General features: G+C 48.0%; 16 protein-coding genes and 1 pseudogene. 3 read left to right on the forward strand and 14 right to left on the reverse strand.

What is annotated here, in order from left to right:
- Positions 1-60 precede the first annotated feature (60 nt).
- The 5 genes from EE116_RS08690 to EE116_RS08710 are packed head-to-tail and all read right to left on the reverse strand — an operon-like array spanning position 61 to position 6,306.
- Positions 61-1,584 carry a DKNYY domain-containing protein gene (locus EE116_RS08690; protein WP_122874073.1) on the reverse strand — a complete coding sequence of 508 codons (1,524 nt, stop codon included), beginning with the start codon at positions 1,582-1,584 and terminating at the stop codon, positions 61-63.
- Positions 1,585-1,630: 46 nt separating this feature from the next.
- Positions 1,631-2,077, reverse strand: coding sequence for a hypothetical protein (locus tag EE116_RS08695; RefSeq protein ID WP_122874074.1), 447 nt, complete (start codon positions 2,075-2,077; stop codon positions 1,631-1,633).
- A complete protein-coding gene (abc-f, locus tag EE116_RS08700; RefSeq protein ID WP_122874075.1) occupies positions 2,074-4,014 on the reverse strand; it encodes a ribosomal protection-like ABC-F family protein in 1,941 nt (646 codons plus the stop codon). Before abc-f ends, EE116_RS08695 begins: the two co-directional genes overlap by 4 nt.
- A complete protein-coding gene (locus EE116_RS08705) occupies positions 4,001-4,984 on the reverse strand; it encodes an HTH domain-containing protein (RefSeq protein WP_122874076.1) in 984 nt (327 codons plus the stop codon). Before EE116_RS08705 ends, abc-f begins: the two co-directional genes overlap by 14 nt.
- Before the next feature lie 8 nt (positions 4,985-4,992).
- Positions 4,993-6,306, reverse strand: coding sequence for a sodium-dependent transporter (locus EE116_RS08710; RefSeq protein WP_122874077.1), 1,314 nt, complete (start codon positions 6,304-6,306; stop codon positions 4,993-4,995).
- 162 nt (positions 6,307-6,468) lie between these two features.
- Between EE116_RS08710 and EE116_RS08715 the strand changes: the two genes are divergently transcribed.
- Genes EE116_RS08715 through EE116_RS08725 form a run of 3 tightly spaced genes read left to right on the forward strand, consistent with a single transcriptional unit; the run spans position 6,469 to position 9,113 of the window.
- The gene (locus tag EE116_RS08715) at positions 6,469-7,788 is read left to right on the forward strand and encodes an MATE family efflux transporter (RefSeq protein WP_122874078.1); all 1,320 of its coding nucleotides are present in this window, start codon (positions 6,469-6,471) and stop codon (positions 7,786-7,788) included.
- Positions 7,764-8,585: a M48 family metallopeptidase gene (locus EE116_RS08720; protein ID WP_122874079.1), complete on the forward strand. Its 822-nt coding sequence runs from the start codon at positions 7,764-7,766 to the stop codon at positions 8,583-8,585. The genes EE116_RS08715 and EE116_RS08720 overlap by 25 nt, the downstream gene beginning before the upstream one ends.
- Before the next feature lie 45 nt (positions 8,586-8,630).
- A complete protein-coding gene (locus EE116_RS08725) occupies positions 8,631-9,113 on the forward strand; it encodes a tetratricopeptide repeat protein (protein ID WP_122874080.1) in 483 nt (160 codons plus the stop codon).
- Positions 9,114-9,257: 144 nt separating this feature from the next.
- Here the strand turns inward: EE116_RS08725 and EE116_RS08730 are convergent, their stop codons facing one another.
- From EE116_RS08730 to EE116_RS08765, 9 genes and pseudogenes are all read right to left on the reverse strand, one after another.
- Complete coding sequence (locus EE116_RS08730) at positions 9,258-11,357, reverse strand: TRAP transporter permease (RefSeq protein ID WP_122874081.1); 2,100 nt, start codon at positions 11,355-11,357, stop codon at positions 9,258-9,260.
- A 328-nt stretch (positions 11,358-11,685) separates the two neighbouring features.
- A complete protein-coding gene (locus EE116_RS08735; RefSeq protein ID WP_122874082.1) occupies positions 11,686-12,624 on the reverse strand; it encodes a TAXI family TRAP transporter solute-binding subunit in 939 nt (312 codons plus the stop codon).
- Between the two features lie 722 nt (positions 12,625-13,346).
- Positions 13,347-14,051, reverse strand: a complete 705-nt coding sequence (cmoA, locus tag EE116_RS08740) for a carboxy-S-adenosyl-L-methionine synthase CmoA (protein ID WP_122874083.1) — start codon at positions 14,049-14,051, stop codon at positions 13,347-13,349.
- On the reverse strand, positions 14,048-14,929 hold the full coding sequence (locus EE116_RS08745) for a bifunctional riboflavin kinase/FAD synthetase (protein WP_122874084.1): 882 nt from the start codon (positions 14,927-14,929) through the stop codon (positions 14,048-14,050). Before EE116_RS08745 ends, cmoA begins: the two co-directional genes overlap by 4 nt.
- A complete protein-coding gene (locus EE116_RS08750) occupies positions 14,895-15,926 on the reverse strand; it encodes an SAM-dependent methyltransferase (protein ID WP_241091696.1) in 1,032 nt (343 codons plus the stop codon). Before EE116_RS08750 ends, EE116_RS08745 begins: the two co-directional genes overlap by 35 nt.
- Before the next feature lie 45 nt (positions 15,927-15,971).
- A pseudogene (locus EE116_RS13250) lies at positions 15,972-16,046 on the reverse strand (23S rRNA (cytidine-2'-O)-methyltransferase TlyA); the annotation flags it as partial.
- Entirely contained in the window at positions 16,036-17,979 is a 1,944-nt protein-coding gene (gene ligA, locus EE116_RS08755) for an NAD-dependent DNA ligase LigA (RefSeq protein ID WP_122874086.1), read from the reverse strand. The pseudogene EE116_RS13250 and the gene ligA, both read right to left, overlap by 11 nt.
- Positions 17,980-18,003: 24 nt before the next feature.
- Positions 18,004-19,140: a dihydropteroate synthase gene (folP, locus tag EE116_RS08760; RefSeq protein WP_122874087.1), complete on the reverse strand. Its 1,137-nt coding sequence runs from the start codon at positions 19,138-19,140 to the stop codon at positions 18,004-18,006.
- A complete protein-coding gene (locus tag EE116_RS08765; RefSeq protein WP_002951794.1) occupies positions 19,137-19,757 on the reverse strand; it encodes a DNA polymerase III subunit delta' in 621 nt (206 codons plus the stop codon). The genes folP and EE116_RS08765 overlap by 4 nt, the downstream gene beginning before the upstream one ends.
- Between the last annotated feature and the right edge of the window lie 2 nt (positions 19,758-19,759).

Below are 19,759 nucleotides of genomic sequence, written 5' to 3' on the forward strand. Positions count from 1 at the left end.
AATTTGATTAAAATTTGCTAGCGGCGAGCACAGCGTCAAATTTGAGCGTTTTAAGCAAATTTACCGTCTAAATTTTAACTTGCCGCGAGGTTTTGTCGCGACTTCGTTTTCTACCGCTTTTGCGCGATTTCTATACTCGTACGCTTTGCCCGCGATCGCCGCTAAAATCGCAACCCCTAAAAATATCCAAAGATAATACCTCTCCTCGCCGTCATAGCTAGTAACCGCCTCAAAAACGAGCTCGCCCTGCGCCGGTACGAGCCGCTCGTCTTTTATCATCTTGCGGATATCCTCGCCGCTCAGATTTTTGCCGCGCGGGTCATACGGCCGCGTCAAGACCTCTATGACGGCAGTATCCGCGATCTCGTAGACGCTAGAGTCTATGAGCTGCCCCGTCCCCATCGCGTCAAAATAGTAAATTTTATCGCCGTTTGCATAAACCGCGCCGTATACGCCGTTGCGAACGAGGCCTATTTTGCGCCATTGCTCGCTCGTTTTTAGCCTAAAAAGCTCCGTATGGCGCGAGCCTAACCGCCTGCCGCTCTTATTTCTGTGCCACACTTCGCGGCTCTGCACAAAATAAGTCTGTCCGCCGCTGATAAAAACGCTACCCGCAAGCGGCGAAATTTCACCCGTAAACGGATCCGCCGCCGCGCGTTTTAGCTCACCGCTTTCGCGCTCCCAAAAGTAAATCCCGCCTTTGCCGCGAAAAAGTAGATGATAGGCGTGCGCGCCGGAGACGCCAAAGGGTAGCGAATAAGGCGCAAATTCGGACGCAAACTCATGCTCATCTGCATAAACCGCGCCGCTAGAGGGCTCTAAAAGATAGTGCACGCCGCCAAAATACGCAGTCTCGTGTAGCTCAGGGGTAAATTTGACTGCGAGCCGAGAGCTTTTAAAATAGACGTTTCGTCCGTCCGTGACGTAAAAATCGCTAGCTCGTCCGCGCACGTCTAGCACGTATCTTAGCGCCCTAGCGTCTGCACCCTCTAGCTGCCTGCCCTCAAAATACACCTTGCCGCCTTCGCCGCCCAAAGCCGCTTTTTCCGCGGCGAAACCGAAATCTAAAATAGGGGCTAAATTTACGCTAGAAACGCGCTGGGTTTTATAGATATAGCTTTGCGGTTTATCAGCGCCCAGTATCGCGTACGCCATAGTTTGAACCGCCTCGCTAAAGCCGCCTAACTCGTAGTTTCTCCCGCCTACGTCGCTACAAAAATAGCTAATCTCGCCGTCCGTGAAATATCCGTTGCCAATCGCCCTAGCGCGAGAAGGATCAAGCCCAATCATGACTAGATTGCCGCAGTAGACGGCATTTTCGCCCATGCCGACGTTTCGCCCGCGATAACCGCCTGGCGCAAGGACCTTAAATTTATCCGCCCGCACGCCTTTTAGCTCAAATTTGCCTCCGCTTGGGATGAGCGCGTAAATTTTGCCCTGCGGCGTCGCGTAAAATTCGCTGCTGCCTATCTGGGTAAATTCGTTTTCCTCCTCGTAGCTAGCGATGTAAACCATGAAAAATACCGTAAAAAGCACGGCAAAAAGCGCAAATAAGCAAAGTAGTATAGGTTTTTTATCTTTCAAAGTGCCGCCTATTTTTAGAAGCTCTAATGTTTATCGAACTCAAATTTTATGCAAAATGCCTCAAAATTTTAAATTTAGACACGGCCGCACTCACCGCAAGATAGCAAGTCGTACAAAGTATAGCAAGCGTAGTAATGTCGCCAAAGCTAAATTCGCCGCCGCTCGTAGCAAGCAAGGTCACTATCCCGCTAAATAGCAGCAAGCTAATGCAAACATAACAAACAAAGGCAAAAATGTTTAAAAATTTTGCGCTTTTGCTCGCGTTTTCGTTATTTTTAGCAAGCGTCTCAAAGGTAAGAATTTTGTTTAAAAAGCCGTCTTTTTCATACTCTATCTTGACTAGATCGCCCGTTTCTAGATCAAATTTTTGCGGCGAAAACGTCCCACTAAATCTCTGACCGCCAACCTCAAAACTCACTGCGACGGCCTCATTTAGCCTGATCGTTCTCGTGTATAGCCCGCCGACCCTGCCGATTTTGGTAAATTTTTTCAAATTTGATCCAAATTTTCGGCGATTTCTAAAACTTCAAAGTATTCGTTTTCAAGCGTCTCCAGCTCGCTTTTTGCCGCTTCTAGATCGTTATAAAGCGCGGTTAGGCCGATTTGCTGATAGATTTTAGGATCGCTAAGGCCCGCGTTTAGCTCTTTTATCTTAGCCTCTAGCGCGGCGATTTTTTCTGGGTGCGAGGATAAAATTTGCGTTTGCTTGTAGCTTAGCTTCGCGCTTGTTTTGCTCTTTTGTTTTTGCGCTTGCTCGGCTTCGCTTGATAGGCTTGCTTCAAATTTACCAAGCTCGGCTAATTCGTCTTCTAGCTCGAGATAGACGCTGTATTCTTGATGTAGCACCTCGATCGCCGTGCCCTCAAATGCCCAGAGTTTGTGCGCGATCTTATCGACGAAGTATCGGTCATGGCTAACGATGATTATGGCGCCCTCAAAGCTTTGCAGATAGTCTTCAAGGATGTTGATAGTAGCGATATCTAGGTCGTTTGTCGGCTCGTCAAGCACGAGTACGTCGTACTCCTTGCTAAAAAGCAGAGCCAGCGCCACGCGGTTTTTCTCACCGCCGCTTAGCACGCCGATGGGTTTATCGAGGAATTCTTTCGGAAATAGGAAATTTTTAAGGTAGCCGTAGACGTGCATATTTCGCCCACGCACCATGACGTGATCGCCGCCGTTTGGACAAAAGGTCTCAATAAGGCTCTTGTCGTCATCTAGCGCGCTTCGAGACTGATCAAAGTACCCCACTCGCACTTCGCCTCGCTTGATCTCGCCGCTGCTAGGCTTTTCAAACCCGAGTAAAATTTTAATAAGAGTGCTTTTGCCGCTGCCGTTTCGTCCGACTATCGCGATACGCTCGCCTTGCAAAACGCGCGCGTTAAAACCCGAAAAAAGTTGCTTGCCGCCGATATTTTTGCTTAATTGCTTGATCTCAAAGAGCATTTTTTTGCGGTTTACGCTTTGCGTTTGGTTAAAATTTTTACTCGCGCGCTCAAGCTCGAGCCTAACGCGGCGTATCACGCCAGGATTTTTCTTAGCCTCTTCGCGCATGGCTAGCACTCGCTCTTTGCGCCCTTCGTTGCGCTTTAGACGCGCTTTGACGCCTCTGCGTAGCCACTCTTCCTCGGCTTTTAGCTGTTTTAGCAGCGTCTCGTGAGATTTGGCTAGGCTGGCTAGGATTTCCTCTTTTTTAGCTAGATAGTTTGCGTAACCGCCGTCAAAAGACGCCAGCGCGCCCTCCTCGATCTCGACGCTTCTAGTTGCTAGCGCGTCGATAAAATAGCGATCGTGCGAGATAAAAACTATCGTCTGGCGCGAGCTTTTTAGCATATCCTCTAAAAATCTCACCATATAAACGTCAAGGTGGTTCGTAGGCTCGTCAAGCAGCAAAATATCGGGCTTTTTAAGTATCAGTGCGCCCAGAGCCACGCGGCGTATCTCACCTCCGCTAAGGCTTGCGACAGCGCGGTTTTCGTACTCTTTTAGCTTAAACTCCTCCAGCACGCGCTCGATCTTGCGCTCGATCTGCCAGCCGTCTTTTGCCTCGATAAATTTAATTAGTTCGTCTTGCCTCGCGTTTAGTTCTTTGTTTTGCGGGTCGCGTCCGAGCGCTTCTAGCACCGCGGCATACTCTTCACGCGCATCAAATATCTCTTTTAGCTCCAAATTTAGCGCGTCTTTTACGGTAGCCGCATCGTCAAATTTGGGATTTTGCGCGAGCATTTCTACTTTTACGCCGCCTTGCAGTATACGCCTGCCGCTATCAGGCTCTAGCGCGCCCGCGATTAGCTTCATCAGCGTGCTTTTGCCGCTGCCGTTTTTGCCGATGATAGCGATACGCTCGCGCTCGTTTACGCTAAGGCTTACTTTGTTTAAAATTTCATTGGGGCCGAATTTTTTACTAACGTCGATTAAATCAATTAATGCCATTAGTTTCCATTTTTTTATCTTTTATATGTTTTTGTATTTCTTCATCATCAAACACATCATCATAATTCCCAGCAATCTTGCCGCCAACTTCGTTTATCTGAATATCTTTAACAATGTCGTCCAAAAATTCTTTAAAATTTGGATTTTTTTCCGTCAAAATATCAAGTGTAACACTATCAATTTGCCTTTGTTTTGATGCAATTAAAATTTTTGAGCTTAAAATCTCAGTGTCGAGCTTTATAAGTCCTATGCCAAAATTCGCATTTAGTCTTCTTAGCTCTTGCATGATCTCATCATTTTCATCAAAATCAAATACTACCAAATATCCTTCATTAGCCCAGCTTGAGTTTGAAACAGCTTGAAAATACGATGATTTGAGATTTGACCAATCAAGTGAAATTTTAATTTCAAAAGAATAAAGTTTATGATTTATAACATTTAGTTTTTTGAGTAGGTCAAAAGAGGTTTTCGCAAAATCATTAAAACCAAAATGAACACCAACTACATCTGGATGTAGCCATTCATTTTGACCACCCTTTTCCTTGATACTTTTTTCGTGATAGATAGTTTTAGCATATACATCAAACAATGGGCTTTCAAGCAAGAATTTTACAAGCAAAGGATGCAAATCTCGTTCTTTAAATTTGTCTTTTTTTACCTTTTGCTCCAATGCTACACAATTTTCCGAATCAATTTCTTTTTTTGATTCTGCAATTTCTTGATATTTACGCCCCTTTAGTCCAAATCTCGTCGGCTGACGAGAAAGTGCAATAAATTTTGAATCTTGTTTTTTTACATTAGTATAAAGCAGTGCAGCCAAACTATCCTTAGGTGTTATACCGCCAGAATTCAGCTTCTTATCAAAACCTAATTCAACTGCTTTTTGCCAAATTTCTTGAGACTTAAGCGGCTCACGGCTATTATTTAAAACATCATACGCTAAATCCGAAAATGTATATTTTTCCACTATCTTCCCCTTTAAAACGAGATATGCATGCTAAGCGCGATGATACAAAGCGTAAGCGCCATCGGTACGTAGATATATCTGCCGGTAAAATACCAAAACGCGCCTTGCTTTTTTGCCGCGCCCGTGTTGATCTCGTCCATGATCTCTTCTTTTTTTATGACCCAAAACCACGACACAGCACCGATCACCGCGCCGATAGGGATGATATAGATCGATACAAAGTCCATCCACGGCCCCCAGCTGGTTATGGCTTCCATATTTACGCCGATGCCAAAGCATATTATGCAAAGCGCGATAAGCACGACGCCGCGCTTTAGGCTAGGAAATTTGTGCATTATCGACTCGGCGACTGCTTCGAACATATTTTGCAGCGAAGTCACGCCGCCAAAAATCACAGCCGTAAATAAAATAATCGCGAAAATTTGACCGCCCGGCATGTCTTGTAAAATTTTAGGTAGCGTTACGAAAAGTAACCCAGGCCCCGCCGCAGGATCCATACCGTAAGCAAATACCGCAGGCAGCATAACAAGCGCCGCCGTCATCGCCGCGATCGTATCAAAGATCGCCGTTTTTTGCGCGCTATCGACGACGTCTTCGTCCTTTGATAGATACGCGCCGTAAACGATCATACCCGAGCCCGTGATAGATAGCGAGAAAAAGGCCTGCCCCATCGCCGCTACCCATACCATAGGATCTGCTAGCTTGCCCCAGTCGCTGTGAAAGACGAATTTATACCCGCCAAAGGCCCCGTCTAAAAACGCCACTCTGATAGCGAGGATAAAAAATAGCACGAAAAAAAGCGGCATCATGATTTTATTTGTCTTTTCGATGCTGTGCGCGCCGAAAAATAGCGTAAATAGCGTGCCTGCAACGACGATAAAGTGAAACGGCACGACCGAGTAGGACGAAAGCGCAAAGGACTCGAACCAAGTGTTCGTATCCACGGTCATCAGCGAGCCCGTAACCGCCTGAAATAGCGCCTTTAAAACGTATGCAATGATGACTGCGTAGCCGATAGCGATACACATCGAGCCAGCCAGCGGTATCCAGCCTAAAATTTTACCGAAAGTACCCCAGTTTCGGCTCTTCCAAGCGTATTCGTATGAGCCTAGCGTACCGGTTTTGGCGCGTCTGCCGATAGCGTACTCAGCAGAAAGCCCCACGTAGGAAAATATCGCGATAAAAAACAGATAAACGAGCAAAAACGCGCCGCCGCCGTTCGTACCGACCTTATAAGGAAACCCCCAGACGTTGGCCATACCGATAGCCGAGCCCACGCAAGCGATGATAAACGCCCAGCGTGACGTGAAATTTGTTTTGTGCATTTGATATCCGTTTAGATTAAATTTTTTCAATTATACTTGATTAAGCTAATAAAAAGATTATGCCCGCTCGCCCGCAAAGCACGCAGCGCCGCCTTAAAACGCTTTAAATTTATATTTGGATATAATCGCGCGTCATAAAATCCACGTTACAAAAGAGAAATTATGAATTTATCGCTCAAAAAGCTCACTATCCCGATATTTTTAGATATGTTTTTGCACTTCGTTACGCTCATCATAAACACCTACATGGTGACGAAAGTCAGCGTCCATCTAGTCGGCGCCATGGGCGCGGGCAATCAAATCATGGATCTTTTTATGACCATTTTTAGCTTCCTTAGCGTGGGCTGTTCAGTCGTGGTAGCGCAGGCTCTAGGCGCGCGAAATCACAACCTAGCCAAACACGTCGTGCACGCCAGCATCACGTTTAATACGATCATCGGCCTTGGCAGCGCGGTTTTTATTTACTTTTTCGGATTTGAGATTTTAGAGCTTTTAAACGTCCCTGAGCAGCTTCGCGCCCAGAGTTTTGGCTACTTGCATATGCTTGGTATCGCGCTAGCCTTTGACGGTATCGGCATGGTGCTTGCAGCCGTGCTTCGCGTTTATAACTTCGCCACCGCCGTTATGCTGGTTTCTTTGCTTATGAACGTCATCACTCTTTGCGGCAACGCCATCGCGCTTTTTGGCTGGCTGGGACTACCCAACTACGGCCTCTACGGCGTCGCGGTATCGACGGTCGTGGGGCGCCTAGTGGGCATTATCGTGCTATTTTTGATCCTGACTCGCTACGCGAAAGTTAATATTTTCTTCAAGCGTCTATTTAGCCTGCCGTTTGCGATCTTGCGTAAAATTTTATCCGTCGGGCTTCCGAGCGCGGGCGAAAATTTGCTCTGGATGGCGCAGTATATGGTGGCTTTCGGCTTTGTAGCGAGCATGGGCGAGGCTAGTCTAAACGTGCAGACCATTTACTTTCAGATCACGCTTTTGATCCTACTTTGCGGAGCCAGCATCAGCGTCGCAAACGAAGTCATCGTCGGCCACCTAGTCGGCGCGATGAGATTTGACGAGGCATACTCGCGCACTTTCCGCGCGCTTCGCATCGGCTTTGTCGCGACTCTAGCGGTCGTTTTGGCGGCATATTTCGGTAAATTTGAGATCATGGAGCGGTTAAATTTAACCGAGGAGCTAAAGGCCGTCATGCTGCCGCTTTTTACCCTTTCTATCGCGCTTGAGACGGGACGAACGTTTAACATCGTCATCGTAAACGCCCTGCGCGCGAGCGGGGATGCTAAATTTCCGCTGATGACGGGCGCGGTGTTTATGTGGGGCGTGAGCCTGCCGCTGGGATATTATCTAGGCATCGTGCAGGGCATGGGTATCATCGGCGTTTGGATCGGATTTACCGCCGACGAGTGGCTGCGCGGACTCGTAAACACATGGCGCTGGAGAAGCAGAAAATGGCAGTCAAAACGCCTCGTGTAAAAACCGTTTACGTAAAATGCGGCGAATTTGGCATCACGCTAAATTTTAAAAAGGGTGTGAAAACAACTCGCCTAAAGGTCGCCAAATCAGGCGAAATCTCGGTCTCGCTGCCCTTTTACGCCGCGCAAAAATATGCGCTAGAGTTCGTGCAAAAACACTACGACTGGCTAAAATCTGCTCACGAGAAAACGCTAGCAAATTTACCGCGCGAGGACGAGTTTAGGCTGCTGGGCGAGGTTTACCGCATCAAATTTGAGCCGAATTTAAAGGGCGTAAATTTGATACGATTTGCAAGCGATTCAGGAGTTTTTGACGGTTTAAATTTGAGCTCGGACGGGCTAGACCCGCACCTTTACGGCGCCAAATTTGAGGGCAAATTTGACGCTAGCCAGCTTAACCAGTACCTTGACGAAGCCAAATTTAAAATATCGGACGAGCGTAAATTTGACGGCGAAATTTACGCTCCGAGTTTAGCTGCGCTAGAAAACTACAAAAAAGACTTTGCAAGGCGTGTTTACGGGCATTTTATAGCTAAATTCGCTCCAGCCGTAAACCGCAAGATAAACCGCGTCGTCGTGCGCAAAATGACCACGCGCTGGGGCAGCTGCAACTCGCGCAAAGGCTATATAAATTTAAGTCTAAATTTGATCGAAAAAGCCCCCGAACTAGTCGAATACGTCGTGCTTCACGAGCTTACCCACCTCATCTACCCCCACCACCAAAAAAGCTTTTATGGCTTTATCGCAGGACTGATGCCTGATTTCAAAACGCGAGAACAACGGCTAAACAAAAAATAATTTTAAATATGCTAAAATAGAATATTTTTAATTTAAAGGGAGATAATGAAAAAACTTCTAATGCTAATTGCCGCGGTTTTTGCTCTGGGCGGCGATTTTGAGGACGGCGTAAAGGCCTACGAGAGCTCTAAATTCGTAACGGCTCGCGAGAAATTTGCAGCCGCCTGCGACGCTAACAACGGCCTAGCCTGCGCAAAACTAGGCGCGCTTTATCAGCTGGGCAAAGATATCCTGCCTGACACAAAAAAAGCGCTTGAGCTATACGAAAAAGGCTGCGAACTAGGCTCTAAAGAGGCCTGCTCGGGTGCTGGCGGCATATACGTGTCTAGCGATAAAGAAAAGGCGCGCGCGCTGCTAAATAAAGGCTGCGAGCTTGGCGATGGCTTTTCATGCGCGACCGCGGGATCGTATCTGCTAGAGGAGAAAAAATTTAAAGAGGCTTACGCTCTTTTTGAAAAAGCGTGCAAGATAGGCGATAGCCTCGGATGCCAATTTGCAAGCGATCTAAAACGCTCAAAAAGACTTTAATTTTACTTACTCGGGTTAAATTTGGCGATCAAATTTAACCCGATTTTATCTTTCTTTCCCACTACAACGCCAGCTTAAATTTACGTAAGAAACTAGGCTAAATTTTAAGATATAGCAATAATCGTAGAATAAAAAAGCGAAGGCTTAAGCGCCTACGCCGATTCTCTTTTCCGCTTTATTTTGTATCCATTGAAACGCAAATAATGCCGCGTAAAGCGACACGCCGATCGCGTAAGAAATATATTCGTTCGCGATAAACGGGATGTATTTAGCGCACATATTTGGCACCAAGGTTAGCGGCACTACGCATAAAAGCAGCGCACGCTCGAGCACGTTTACGCGTTTAACGAAATACCCTTGAAGCGCCGAAGAAAAGGCAAACATACCCACTAGCGCCGTACCGAAAATCAGCGCCATCTCGAGCGGATTTGTTATCCACACTATGCCTTTGGCGTCGTTTGGATTGGCGGCGTTTACGCTCTCTATCAAAAGCAGCTTGTTGTTAAACACAAACGAAAACGGCAAAATCGTCGTGCGCAGGTCGTAGAAAAAGCCCTGCACGCCCACGGTTACCGGGTTTGCTTTGGCGATACCGGCCGCAGCGTATGCCGCGATGCCGACCGGAGGCGTATCGTCGGCTAGGATACCGAAGTAAAAGACGAAAAGATGCACCGCGATGGCCGGTATGAGAAAGCCGTTTTTGTGCGCCAAAAACAAAATCACAGGCGCAACTAGCGAGCTAACGACGATGTAGTTTGCCGTCGTCGGCAAGCCCATGCCTAGTATAAGCGACATTATCGCCGTGAGAAAGAGGATGAGCACGATGTTGTTGCCGGCTAAATTTTCCACGACTTCAGATAGCACTTGACCGACACCCGTTAGCGAGATCGAGCCCACGATGATACCGGCTAGACCCGTAGCTATCGCGATTGTAGTCATACTTTTAGCCGCCGTCACCATCGCCCAAAATATATCCGCAAAGCCTATGATAAAGTCCTCTTTGCCGATGTCCTCGCCGTGAGCTATCTTTCTGACCGGCTCTTGGAAAAGGATGATCAAAAATAGCACGCAAATAGCGTTAAAAGCCGCCGAAATCGGCGATTCGTTTGCGATTAGCAAGGTGTAGAGCAAAACCAAAATCGGGATAAGGTAGTGCAGACCGCTCACGAAAATTTTAAGCTTAGATATGCCTGCGCCCTGCTCCATGCCTTTTAGCCCGAGCTTACAGCTCTCAAGGTGCACGATAAAAAACAGCGACAAATAGCACACGAATGCCGGAATCACGGCCGCGATCATGACGTTTGTATAGCTAAGGCCCAAAAACTCGGCGATGATAAAGGCCGCCGCGCCCATGATAGGCGGCATCAGCTGACCGTTTACGCCCGCGGCCACCTCGATAGCGCCCGCTTTAGTGCTAGTTAGACCGGCCTTTTTCATCAGCGGGATCGTAAACGTACCAACCGTTACGACGTTTGCCGTGGAGCTGCCGCTCACCATGCCGGTTAGTCCTGATGCGATAACCGAAGCTTTCGCCGGTCCGCCGCGAAATTTACCAAGCAGCGCAAAGGCTAAATTTATAAAGTACTGCCCAGCACCCGCGCGCTCTAACAGCGAACCGAACAAGACGAAAAGGTAGATAAAACTGACGCTAACGCCCAGCGGCACGCCAAAAACGCCCTCGGTCGTAAGATACATGTGGCCTGCGAGCTTGTTTAGGCTAGCGCCCTGATGCGCGATGATGTCCGGCATGTATTGACCGAAATAATCATACGCCAAAAATATAGCTGCGATGATAGGAAGCGCCGGGCCGATGATCCTGCGGCCCGCCTCAAACAGCACGACCACGGCGACGCAGGCTACGACGATATCAAAGCTCGTGTAGTCTCCGGGACGCTGCGCTAGCGCGTAAAACTCTATGAGCGGATAGAGCGCGGCTAGCGTACCCAAAACGCAAAGCGCGATGTCGTAAAACGGCAGGCTGGAGTGGGCTTTTTTGTGAATTTTAAGCGGATAGAGCAAAAACAGCAAACAGATAGCAAAAGCAAGGTGCGCCGAGCGCGACATCGTCGTGTTCATCGGAAAATACGCGATATAAAGCTGAAAAACCGACCACGCAAAGCAGATAATGCTCGTAAAATAAATATAAAAGCTCGAGTTTATCTCGCGCGTCTTTACCTCGACGAACTCCTCCTTTTCCTGCGCCGACTCGATGTTTGTTCGCGTTTCATTTAGATTTTTATCCATATTTGCTCTTTTCTTGACCTCTTAAATTTTCTAGAATTCGGCGATTTTGCCCGCATAAATCGGGGCTTTATTTTTAAATTTGACCCGTTTTTGTGCATTAAATTATTGGCAAATTTAACCAAGCACCCTAAAGACGCGGATTTTGCAAACGGCAAACGAAGTCAAATCAAAAACGCGCGTATGAGCCAAATCTAAAATTTGACGCTTGATGCGGCTAAAGCAAACTCGCCGCCGCCTGAAAACAAGCTAGCAAAGCATCAAATTTTAAATCCTCAAAAACTAAAAACAAGCCGCGCAGGCCAAATTTAACCCATGCGGCCAAGCTGGTTTATTTTATTATGCCGGCTTTTTTAAACTCAGCCTCGGCAGCAGGGTGCAAAGGCGCAGAAAGCCCCTCTACTAGGCTCTCTTTGGTAACCGACGCGAGTGCCGGGTGCAGGCTCTTATACTCGTCAAAGTTATCCAAGATAGCCTTTACGACCGCAGCCACTGCAGTGTCGCTCATGCCCTTGTCGGTTACTAGTACGGCTTTAACGCCAATGCTGTTTACGTCGTGATCCACGCCCTCATAGGTGCCTTTTGGTATCGTGCCTTTGGCGAAATACGGCATCGCAGCTATCATCTTATCCACCTGCTCGCCCTCGATGTTCACGATGTCGATAGGTAGCGAGTTTGCCGCGTCGGTGATGTTAGCCGTCGGGTGGCCGACCATGTAGAAATAACCGTCTATTTTCTTATCTTTTAGAGCGTGCGGGCACTCGCCGGCAGTGAGTACGCCGTGATGTTTTAGCTTTTTCTCGTCAAATCCAAACGCCTTAAACACGCCAAGCGCGGTCATTTCGTTGCCGCTGCCCGGGTTGCCGACGTTGATCGCTTTGCCCTCAAGGTCGTTTATCGAGCCGATACCGCTTGATTTTGAGACGACGAACGCGAGAAGCTCAGGGTAGATCGATACGACGGCGCGTAGGTTTTGATCGCCGTTACCTTCAAATTTACCCACGCCGTTAAATTTATCATAAACCACGTCGCTTTGGACGAAACCGAAATTTAGCTCTTTTTTTAGCACGTTATTTACGTTATAGACCGAGCCGCCGGTTGATTGCACCGAGCATTTCATCTGCGGGTCTTTATTTACGAGGCGACATATCGCTCCGCCCACCGGATAATACGTGCCCGTCATCGCTCCCGTACCGATAGATACGAACTCCTTTGCGCCCAGCGCAGACGCGAAAAGCAAGCCGGCTAATGCCAAAGATGTAGTTTTCATTTAACTTCCTTTCAAAGAATTTTTCTGATTTTACTCTCAAAATCCGCATTTTGCGTATAAATTTAGCTCTTTTATCAAGCTTTTTTATAAAATTGCGACTATTTTACACACTTTAGCCTTAGAAAAATATTTCTTAAGGTAAAATTTATATATTTTTTACAAGCGAAGCAAAAATCATATTTTTTGTATGGGGATATTTCTAAATTTTACGCACCGAGACTTGCATCTTAAAAATATAAAATTTGGTTTGATTAAAATTTGCCATTGCAAGTTCGGCTTTCTTGCGTAAAAAACAACCGTCTAAGGTTGTTTTTTACTTTATTGTAAAGGGGGTGTGGGCTTAAATTTCGCTCTGCTTTGCAGTTGCAAGCGTAGCGATGCAAAAGAGCTCCCCCACCCCCTTTAATCCCCTCCCCCTACGACGCTTTTCTTCGTAGGGGCAACTTGTTGCCGTCTCGTAACGAGCGAAGCGAAGTTAAGGGTGGCGACGTAGCTTTGCTGACGCAAAGCGTCGCGAGTTTTAAATTTATGTTTTCAAGATACGGGTCTCGGTGAGTAAAATTTGAGTTCAAATTTTATTTGAAGGAAATTTGAGGCGAAGTATCGTGAGATGATTTTTCGAGTTTTGAAGCAAAATTGAGCGTGCGCTAGGCATATGGCCTGCGGAGCGAAAATTTTGCAAAATCTCGGAAAAGCGCTCACGAGACGAGCCGTAAAAATTATTATTTAAAAGCAACAAACGTCGCAAAATTCGCCCACCTAAATATACACTCCACATTTTTAAACCCCGCGCTAAGCGCTAAATTTCTATTTTCCGCTTCAGTGTAGGGGATCAGCACGTTTTCCAGAGCCTCGCGTTTTTGAGCGATTTCGTAGCGCGAGTATCCTTGTTCTAGCTTGTATTTTTCGTAGATTTCGATCATATTTTTGCTCAGCGTCTTGTCCTCAAAAATGAGCTTCTCGCTAAAAACAAACACGCCGCCGTCATTTAGCGCGCGGTAAATTTTAGCTACGAAATCCTGACGCTTGGGCGGACGGATAAACTGTAGCGTATAGTTCATCAAAACGGCGTCGCGGGCGTCAAATTCGCACTCCAAAATATCCGCCAGCTCAAGCTCGATCCTAGCGCCGTACGCCTCTATCTTAGCGCGTGCGTTTTGTAGCATCGCAGGCGCATTATCCACGCCTTTTAGCGCGAGGTCGTTTCTCTTGCGCCAAAGAGCTAGCAGCGTCGAGGCGGTCGAGCAGCCAAGATCTACCGCGCTTGCGCCTTGCGGTAAAATTTGCGCTAAAAAATCGGCGATCAGTTTTTGCGAAGCGTCGTAATACGGCACCGAACGCCCGATCATATCGTCAAACACCGACGCAACGCTCGCGTCAAATTCAAACTGCTTTTTTATCGGCTCTTTAAAGATTTCGTCTTTCACGGCTCGCTCCTTTGCGCCACACCATCGCCAACGACGTATAGATCGCACACGCCGACGAATTCCATCGCCTGCTTGATGTCGATGTAAATTTGACGCTTTAGCTCCTCTAGGCTTGCAAATTTGCGGTTATCGCGCAGCCGTTTGATAAAGCAAACCGCGACGTCGCTGGCGCCCTCGATATTTTCGTTTATTACGTGCGTCTCGACGCTAAAGTTGCCGTCCGTGCTCACGCGGTTGCCGATAAAGGTAACCGAGCCGTAGGTCTTGTATCCGATGCGGGTCCTCGTCGCATATACGCCCTCGCGCGGCAAAAGGTAGCTTTTGATGTCCAAATTTAGCGTCGGCACGAGCTCGCGCGATCCGATGCCCTGACCCTTTATCACGCGGCCTTCGATCGAGTATTCGCGGCCTAGCAGGCGGTTTGCCTTGTATATCTCGCCTTGTTTGATATACTCGCGTATGGCTGAGCTGTGCACGCCCATGCCGTCAAAGCAAACCTCGTCTACTACGACCACCTCGCCGTCAAAAATGCGCCGCAAATCATGTTTATCCCACGCCCTGTTTCGCCCGAAACGAAAATCAAATCCCACGACGATTTTTTGCAGATTTTTAAAATCTCGCTTCAAAAGCGCGATAAACTCATCGCCGCCAAGCCCCTTTATGCTGTCAAAATCATACAAAAAGCACGGGTAGCGAGAGTACTGGGCGCGCTTTAGCTTTGGCGTGATGTTGGCTTTGTTTTTGTCGATCACGACTAGTCCGCCGTACTCGCCCAGCTGCTTTAAAAGCTGCTTGTGACCGCGATGCACGCCGTCAAAGTGCCCGATCGCGACGGCCGTGATATTATCTTTTGTTAAAAGCGTAGAAAAATTCGGCATTCCCTTCCTTTCCTTTTACCTCGCATTCGAGCGTTTGGCGCATTATCCAGCCCAAATTTGCCACCGCAAGCTCAAATTTCGCCCTCGCCTCGCGAACAGCCTTTGCGTCCGTCACGACTCCTTTTTTATTTCGTTTAGCGCTCCTGCCGACCTCAAACTGCGGCTTAAAAAGCAGGATAATATCGCAGTTTTCGCCTGCTAGAGCGTCGATGGAGGGCAAAATTTCTTTAAGCGAGATAAAGCTCACGTCGCAGGTGATGAGATCAAATTTGCGTGCGAGGTTTTTGGCGGCGCGGGAGTCAAATTTTGCATTTTGGTTTTTTGCTGCGAAATCTACGTCAGTCAAATTTGACTCGTCCGTCCTAGCTCCAGCCTGCGTTAAATTTGACGGCGAAAAAGCCGGTTCGCATGGCTCGCTTAAAAATCCGTCCCGCTCGGCAAAATTTAATTTGCCTAGATTAAAATTCGGCTCGATTTGGTTTTTTAAATTTTGCTCTGTGCCGTTAAATTTACCGTCTTTGGCCAAGCTTTGACACCCCGCCGCAAACTCGCGTACGTCGGTATTTTCAGCAACCTTCACGCGCGAATCGGCTCGCAGGCTTTTATCAAGCTGAGAGCTGCCCACATCTAGCGCCGTAACGCTTTTTACGCCGTTTTGCAGCAAAATTTGCACGAAACCGCCCGTGCTTGAACCTACGTCTAGGGCGTTTTTGCCTTTGACTTCTAGCGGACAAGCCGCTAAAAAGCTTTTTAGCTTTAGCGCGCCGCGTCCGACGTAGATTTCGCCGACGAGCTCGATTTTTGCGACGTTTGAGTTTAAATTTTGCTCGTCGCTAGGAGCTTTTTCGCGCGCAGCCTCGGAGTCGTTCGCTAAATTTGCGTCACGTAAATTTTTAGTTTCCGCTACTGTGCCGTTTTTGGCGCCATTTAAATTTACGCTCGCCGTACCGTCTAAATTTAGCCCGCCCAAGCCGTCAAATTTATCAAATTCGCCCACCTCAAAGCTGGGCTTAGAGCAAATTTTGCCGTTTAGCAAAATTTTGCCGCTTTTTATGAGTTCGGCAGCTTTGTTTCGGCTGATATTTAGGCGACTTGCGACAAATAGATCAAATCTCAATCATCCGCCTTAGCTCGTCCTCGGTTATCGCCTTGACGCCTAGCTCGCGAGCTTTATCCAGCTTGCTGCCCGCCTCCTCGCCGTAAAGCACGAAGTCGGTTTTCTTACTTACCGAGCCGCTTACTTTCGCGCCGTTTGCTTCCAAAACCCTTTTAAATTCATCCCTGCCCTTACTAAGCGTGCCCGTTATCACAAACGTCTTGCCGCTTATAGCGCTTTGCTTTGTCTCAAAACTCTGCGCTTGCGGGCTAACGAAACGCAAAATCTCATCCAAATTTTGCCTATTTACCTGCATAAACTCCGCGTAACTCTCCGCCATCGCCTCGCCGAAGCCTTCGATCGCGGCGACTTCGCCAAAGCTCAGCTCGCGCCAGTTTTGCGGGTAAATTTGCGCTATCTTTTTGGCAGCTACCTCGCCGATATGCTCGATGCCAAGGCTTGCTATAAAGCTGTGTAGAGCCGGCGTACGGCTAGCCTCGATGGCGCCGAGTAAATTTGCGATCTTTTTATCCTTAAAGCCCTCTAGCCGCGCCAAATCCTGCACCGTAAGCTCGTAGATGTCGGCGATTTTGGCGACTAAACCCGCTTCAAAAAGCTGATTTACGATCGCCTCGCCAAGACCGTCGATATTTAGGCACTTTTTGCTCGCAAAATGTATGAGCGAATTTATCACGCGAGCCTTGCACTCGAGGTTTTGACACTTGATAAAAACGCCCTCGTCTAGCAGCATCGACCCGCACACGGGACACTCGCGCGGCCTCTCTATCGGAGTCTGCGAGCCGTCTCTGCGCTGTTTAAAGACGCCCGTGATCTTTGGTATCACGTCGCCCGAGCGGATAATGCTGATAAAATCGCCCTTTTGCACGCCTAGGCGCTCGATCTCGTCGAAGTTATGCAGCGTGGCGGACTTTACGATTGCGCCGTCGATATTTACGGGTTCAAGCACGCCCACAGGAGTCACGACGCCGCTGCGCCCGACCTGAAACGCCACGTCAAGCAGTCGCGTGGTCTTTTCGATCGCTGGAAATTTATACGCGACCATAAATTTAGGAAATTTCTCCGTGTAGCCAAGCTCCTCGCTAGCCGCGATACTCTGCACGCGCACCACGAGTCCGTCCATCATAAAGGGCTTACTATCTCGCTGCGCTACGAGCTGTTTATACGCATCCTCGATCTGCTCGGCAGTGCGGCAAATTTTAAAAAACTCCTCGCGCTCAAAGCCCTGCGAATAGATAAAATCCATCATCTGCGAGTAGGTTTCAAGGCCCAAATTTTGCTCGCCGTAGCCCCATGGCTTAAACCTCAGCCTGCGCGACGCCGTAACGGTGCTATCTAGCTGGCGCAGGCTGCCGGCGGCCGCATTTCTAGGATTTGATAGCTGCGGCTCGCCCCTTTGTGCGCGGGCGAAATTTATCTCGTCAAAGTCGTTTTTAGCGATCACGACTTCGCCGCGGATCTCGATCCTACCGTTATAGGCGATTTGCAGCGGGATATTTTTGATGACTTTGGCGTTGCTCGTAACATCCTCGCCCGTTATGCCGTCGCCGCGCGTGATAGCTCGCACGAGAGCGCCGTTTTCGTAGAGTAAATTTAAGCTCGCGCCGTCAAATTTAGGCTGAAGCGCAAACTCCAGCCCCTCTTTGTCGCCGCGCTTTAGCCACGCTAGTAGCTCATCAAAACTAAAAATATCCTCCATCGACCACATGCGCGCGCCGTGACGAGCTTTGATAAAGCCCTCGCTAACCTCGCCGCCGACGCGCTTTGTCGGACTAAACATCGAGATTTCACCGGGATTTGCTCTCTCAAATTCCAGCACTTTATGATAAAGCTCGTCGTACTCCTCGTCGGTGGCTATGGGCGCATCGTCGGTGTAGTAGGCCTTCGCCCACGCGTTTAGCGTATCTACGGCCTCTAAATACTCTTTTTTATCCATTTTTCCTCGTTAAATTTACTTTGCTTACCACGCCGCGAGCTTTCTCATCGCGCTTTCCAGCCTAAACATCTGCGCATGCTCGGCCACGTCGTGCGTGCGGATGATCTGCGCGCCGTTTCTAAAGGCCTCAAGATGCAGATAGAGGCTGCCCGGCAAGCGGTCTTTTATCTCGCTGGGGCTATAAAAATTTATGACCGATTTACGGCTAGCGCCAGCTAAAAGCGGTAAACCGAAGCGTAAAAAATGCTCCAAATTTTTTATCAAAATCATATTTTGCTCCGCCGTCTTGCCAAAGCCGATACCCACGTCCAGCACGATATCGCGGCATCCAAGATCCTGCGCCGCGGCGATCTTAGCCTCGAAAAACGCGTCTATCTCGCCAAGCAAATCATCGTAATGTGGATTATCCTGCATATTTTCGGGGCTGTTTTGCATGTGCATGAGACAGTAGCTCGCGCCGTACCGCGCCGCTAGAGCGCAGAGGCTAACGTCGCCCGTGATGTCGTTTATCATTTTAAAGCCGTGATTTAACGCGTACTCTAGGCAATACGGATCAAAGCTATCGAGGCTAAATATCGCTTTTTCGTACAAATTTAGACGGTAAATTTCAGCAAGTATCTTTTCAAGCCTGGCAAACTCAACCTCGCGTCCGACGTATTTGCTGCCGGGACGCGAGCTAACTGCGCCCACATCGATATACTCGGCGCCCTGCTCGATCATCGCTTCGATTTTTTCGATACCGCTTTTTTCATTCACGCGGCTTGCGGCGTTAAAGCTATCTTCATTTACGTTTACGACGCCCATGATCTGCGCGCGCTGCGGTTTTTTAAACGGAGATTTTAAAAATTTAGCCAAATTTTTTAGGCCGAAATCCTGCGCGGCCTCTTTTTTGGCAAGCGCAAGAACTTGCGCATCGGTCGCCATCAAAAGCGCAGTCGAGTTTGCGCCGCCCAGAATCACGTCGCGATTAGTTACGAGCTCCGCGCCGATGCTTAGCGCGTCTTGTTTTAGGATGTTTGCAGCCGGCGAGCGTAAATCTTTAATCAAAAAAAAGTTGATCGCCGACTTTTTTTTCATCAAATTTCGCCCCTCGTCGCTAGGACGAATAATCTCGCAAATCTCGTTAAAATCAGTTTGCGGATTGATTTTAAAAATTTTCATCTAAGCCCTTTTTCGTAAATCATAAGAAGTATCGGCGTAAGAAGGGCGTGAGTTTTGGTATTTAGATCAGCCAGGCGCACGGCTTTGAAAAAATACTCAAGCTCATCGGCGCTAAATTTGACCCCCTGCGCCGTAGCCTCGAGAACTATCGCGGCGATCAGCTCTTTTAGGTCATTTTTGCCAAACTTTTCGGAGCGTTCAAAAGCTGATTTTTCATCGATAAACGAACAAATTTCTTTTAGCTCGAGGCGTTTGTAATCTAGCCCCGTTTTTTCGCGCTGCTTTTTTTCGAGTCTGTTTTCAGTAACCAGACGCGAACGAACGGTCAGCAGGAGCATATTTTTCGACTCACAGGCTATGATAAAAAAGATATTTTTAGGCGGCTCTTCGATTATTTTTAATAGAGAGTTTTGAGCCTCGACGCGGAAATTTTTAGCGCCCAAAACTAGCAGCTTAGGCTCGCTCTCCGCGATATAGGCTTCGGCGGCAACCTCTTTTGCATTTTCTAGCAAAAAGTCCTCGGCGAAAAAAAATCTAACCGAATTTACGCCGTAAAGCCCTAAAATTTCCTCTTTTAAGGCTTCAAAATCGCTCGTGATTACGATTTTGCTTTGCATAG

It is taken from the genome of Campylobacter showae (assembly GCF_900573985.1).
GTDB lineage: Bacteria > Campylobacterota > Campylobacteria > Campylobacterales > Campylobacteraceae > Campylobacter_A > Campylobacter_A showae_E.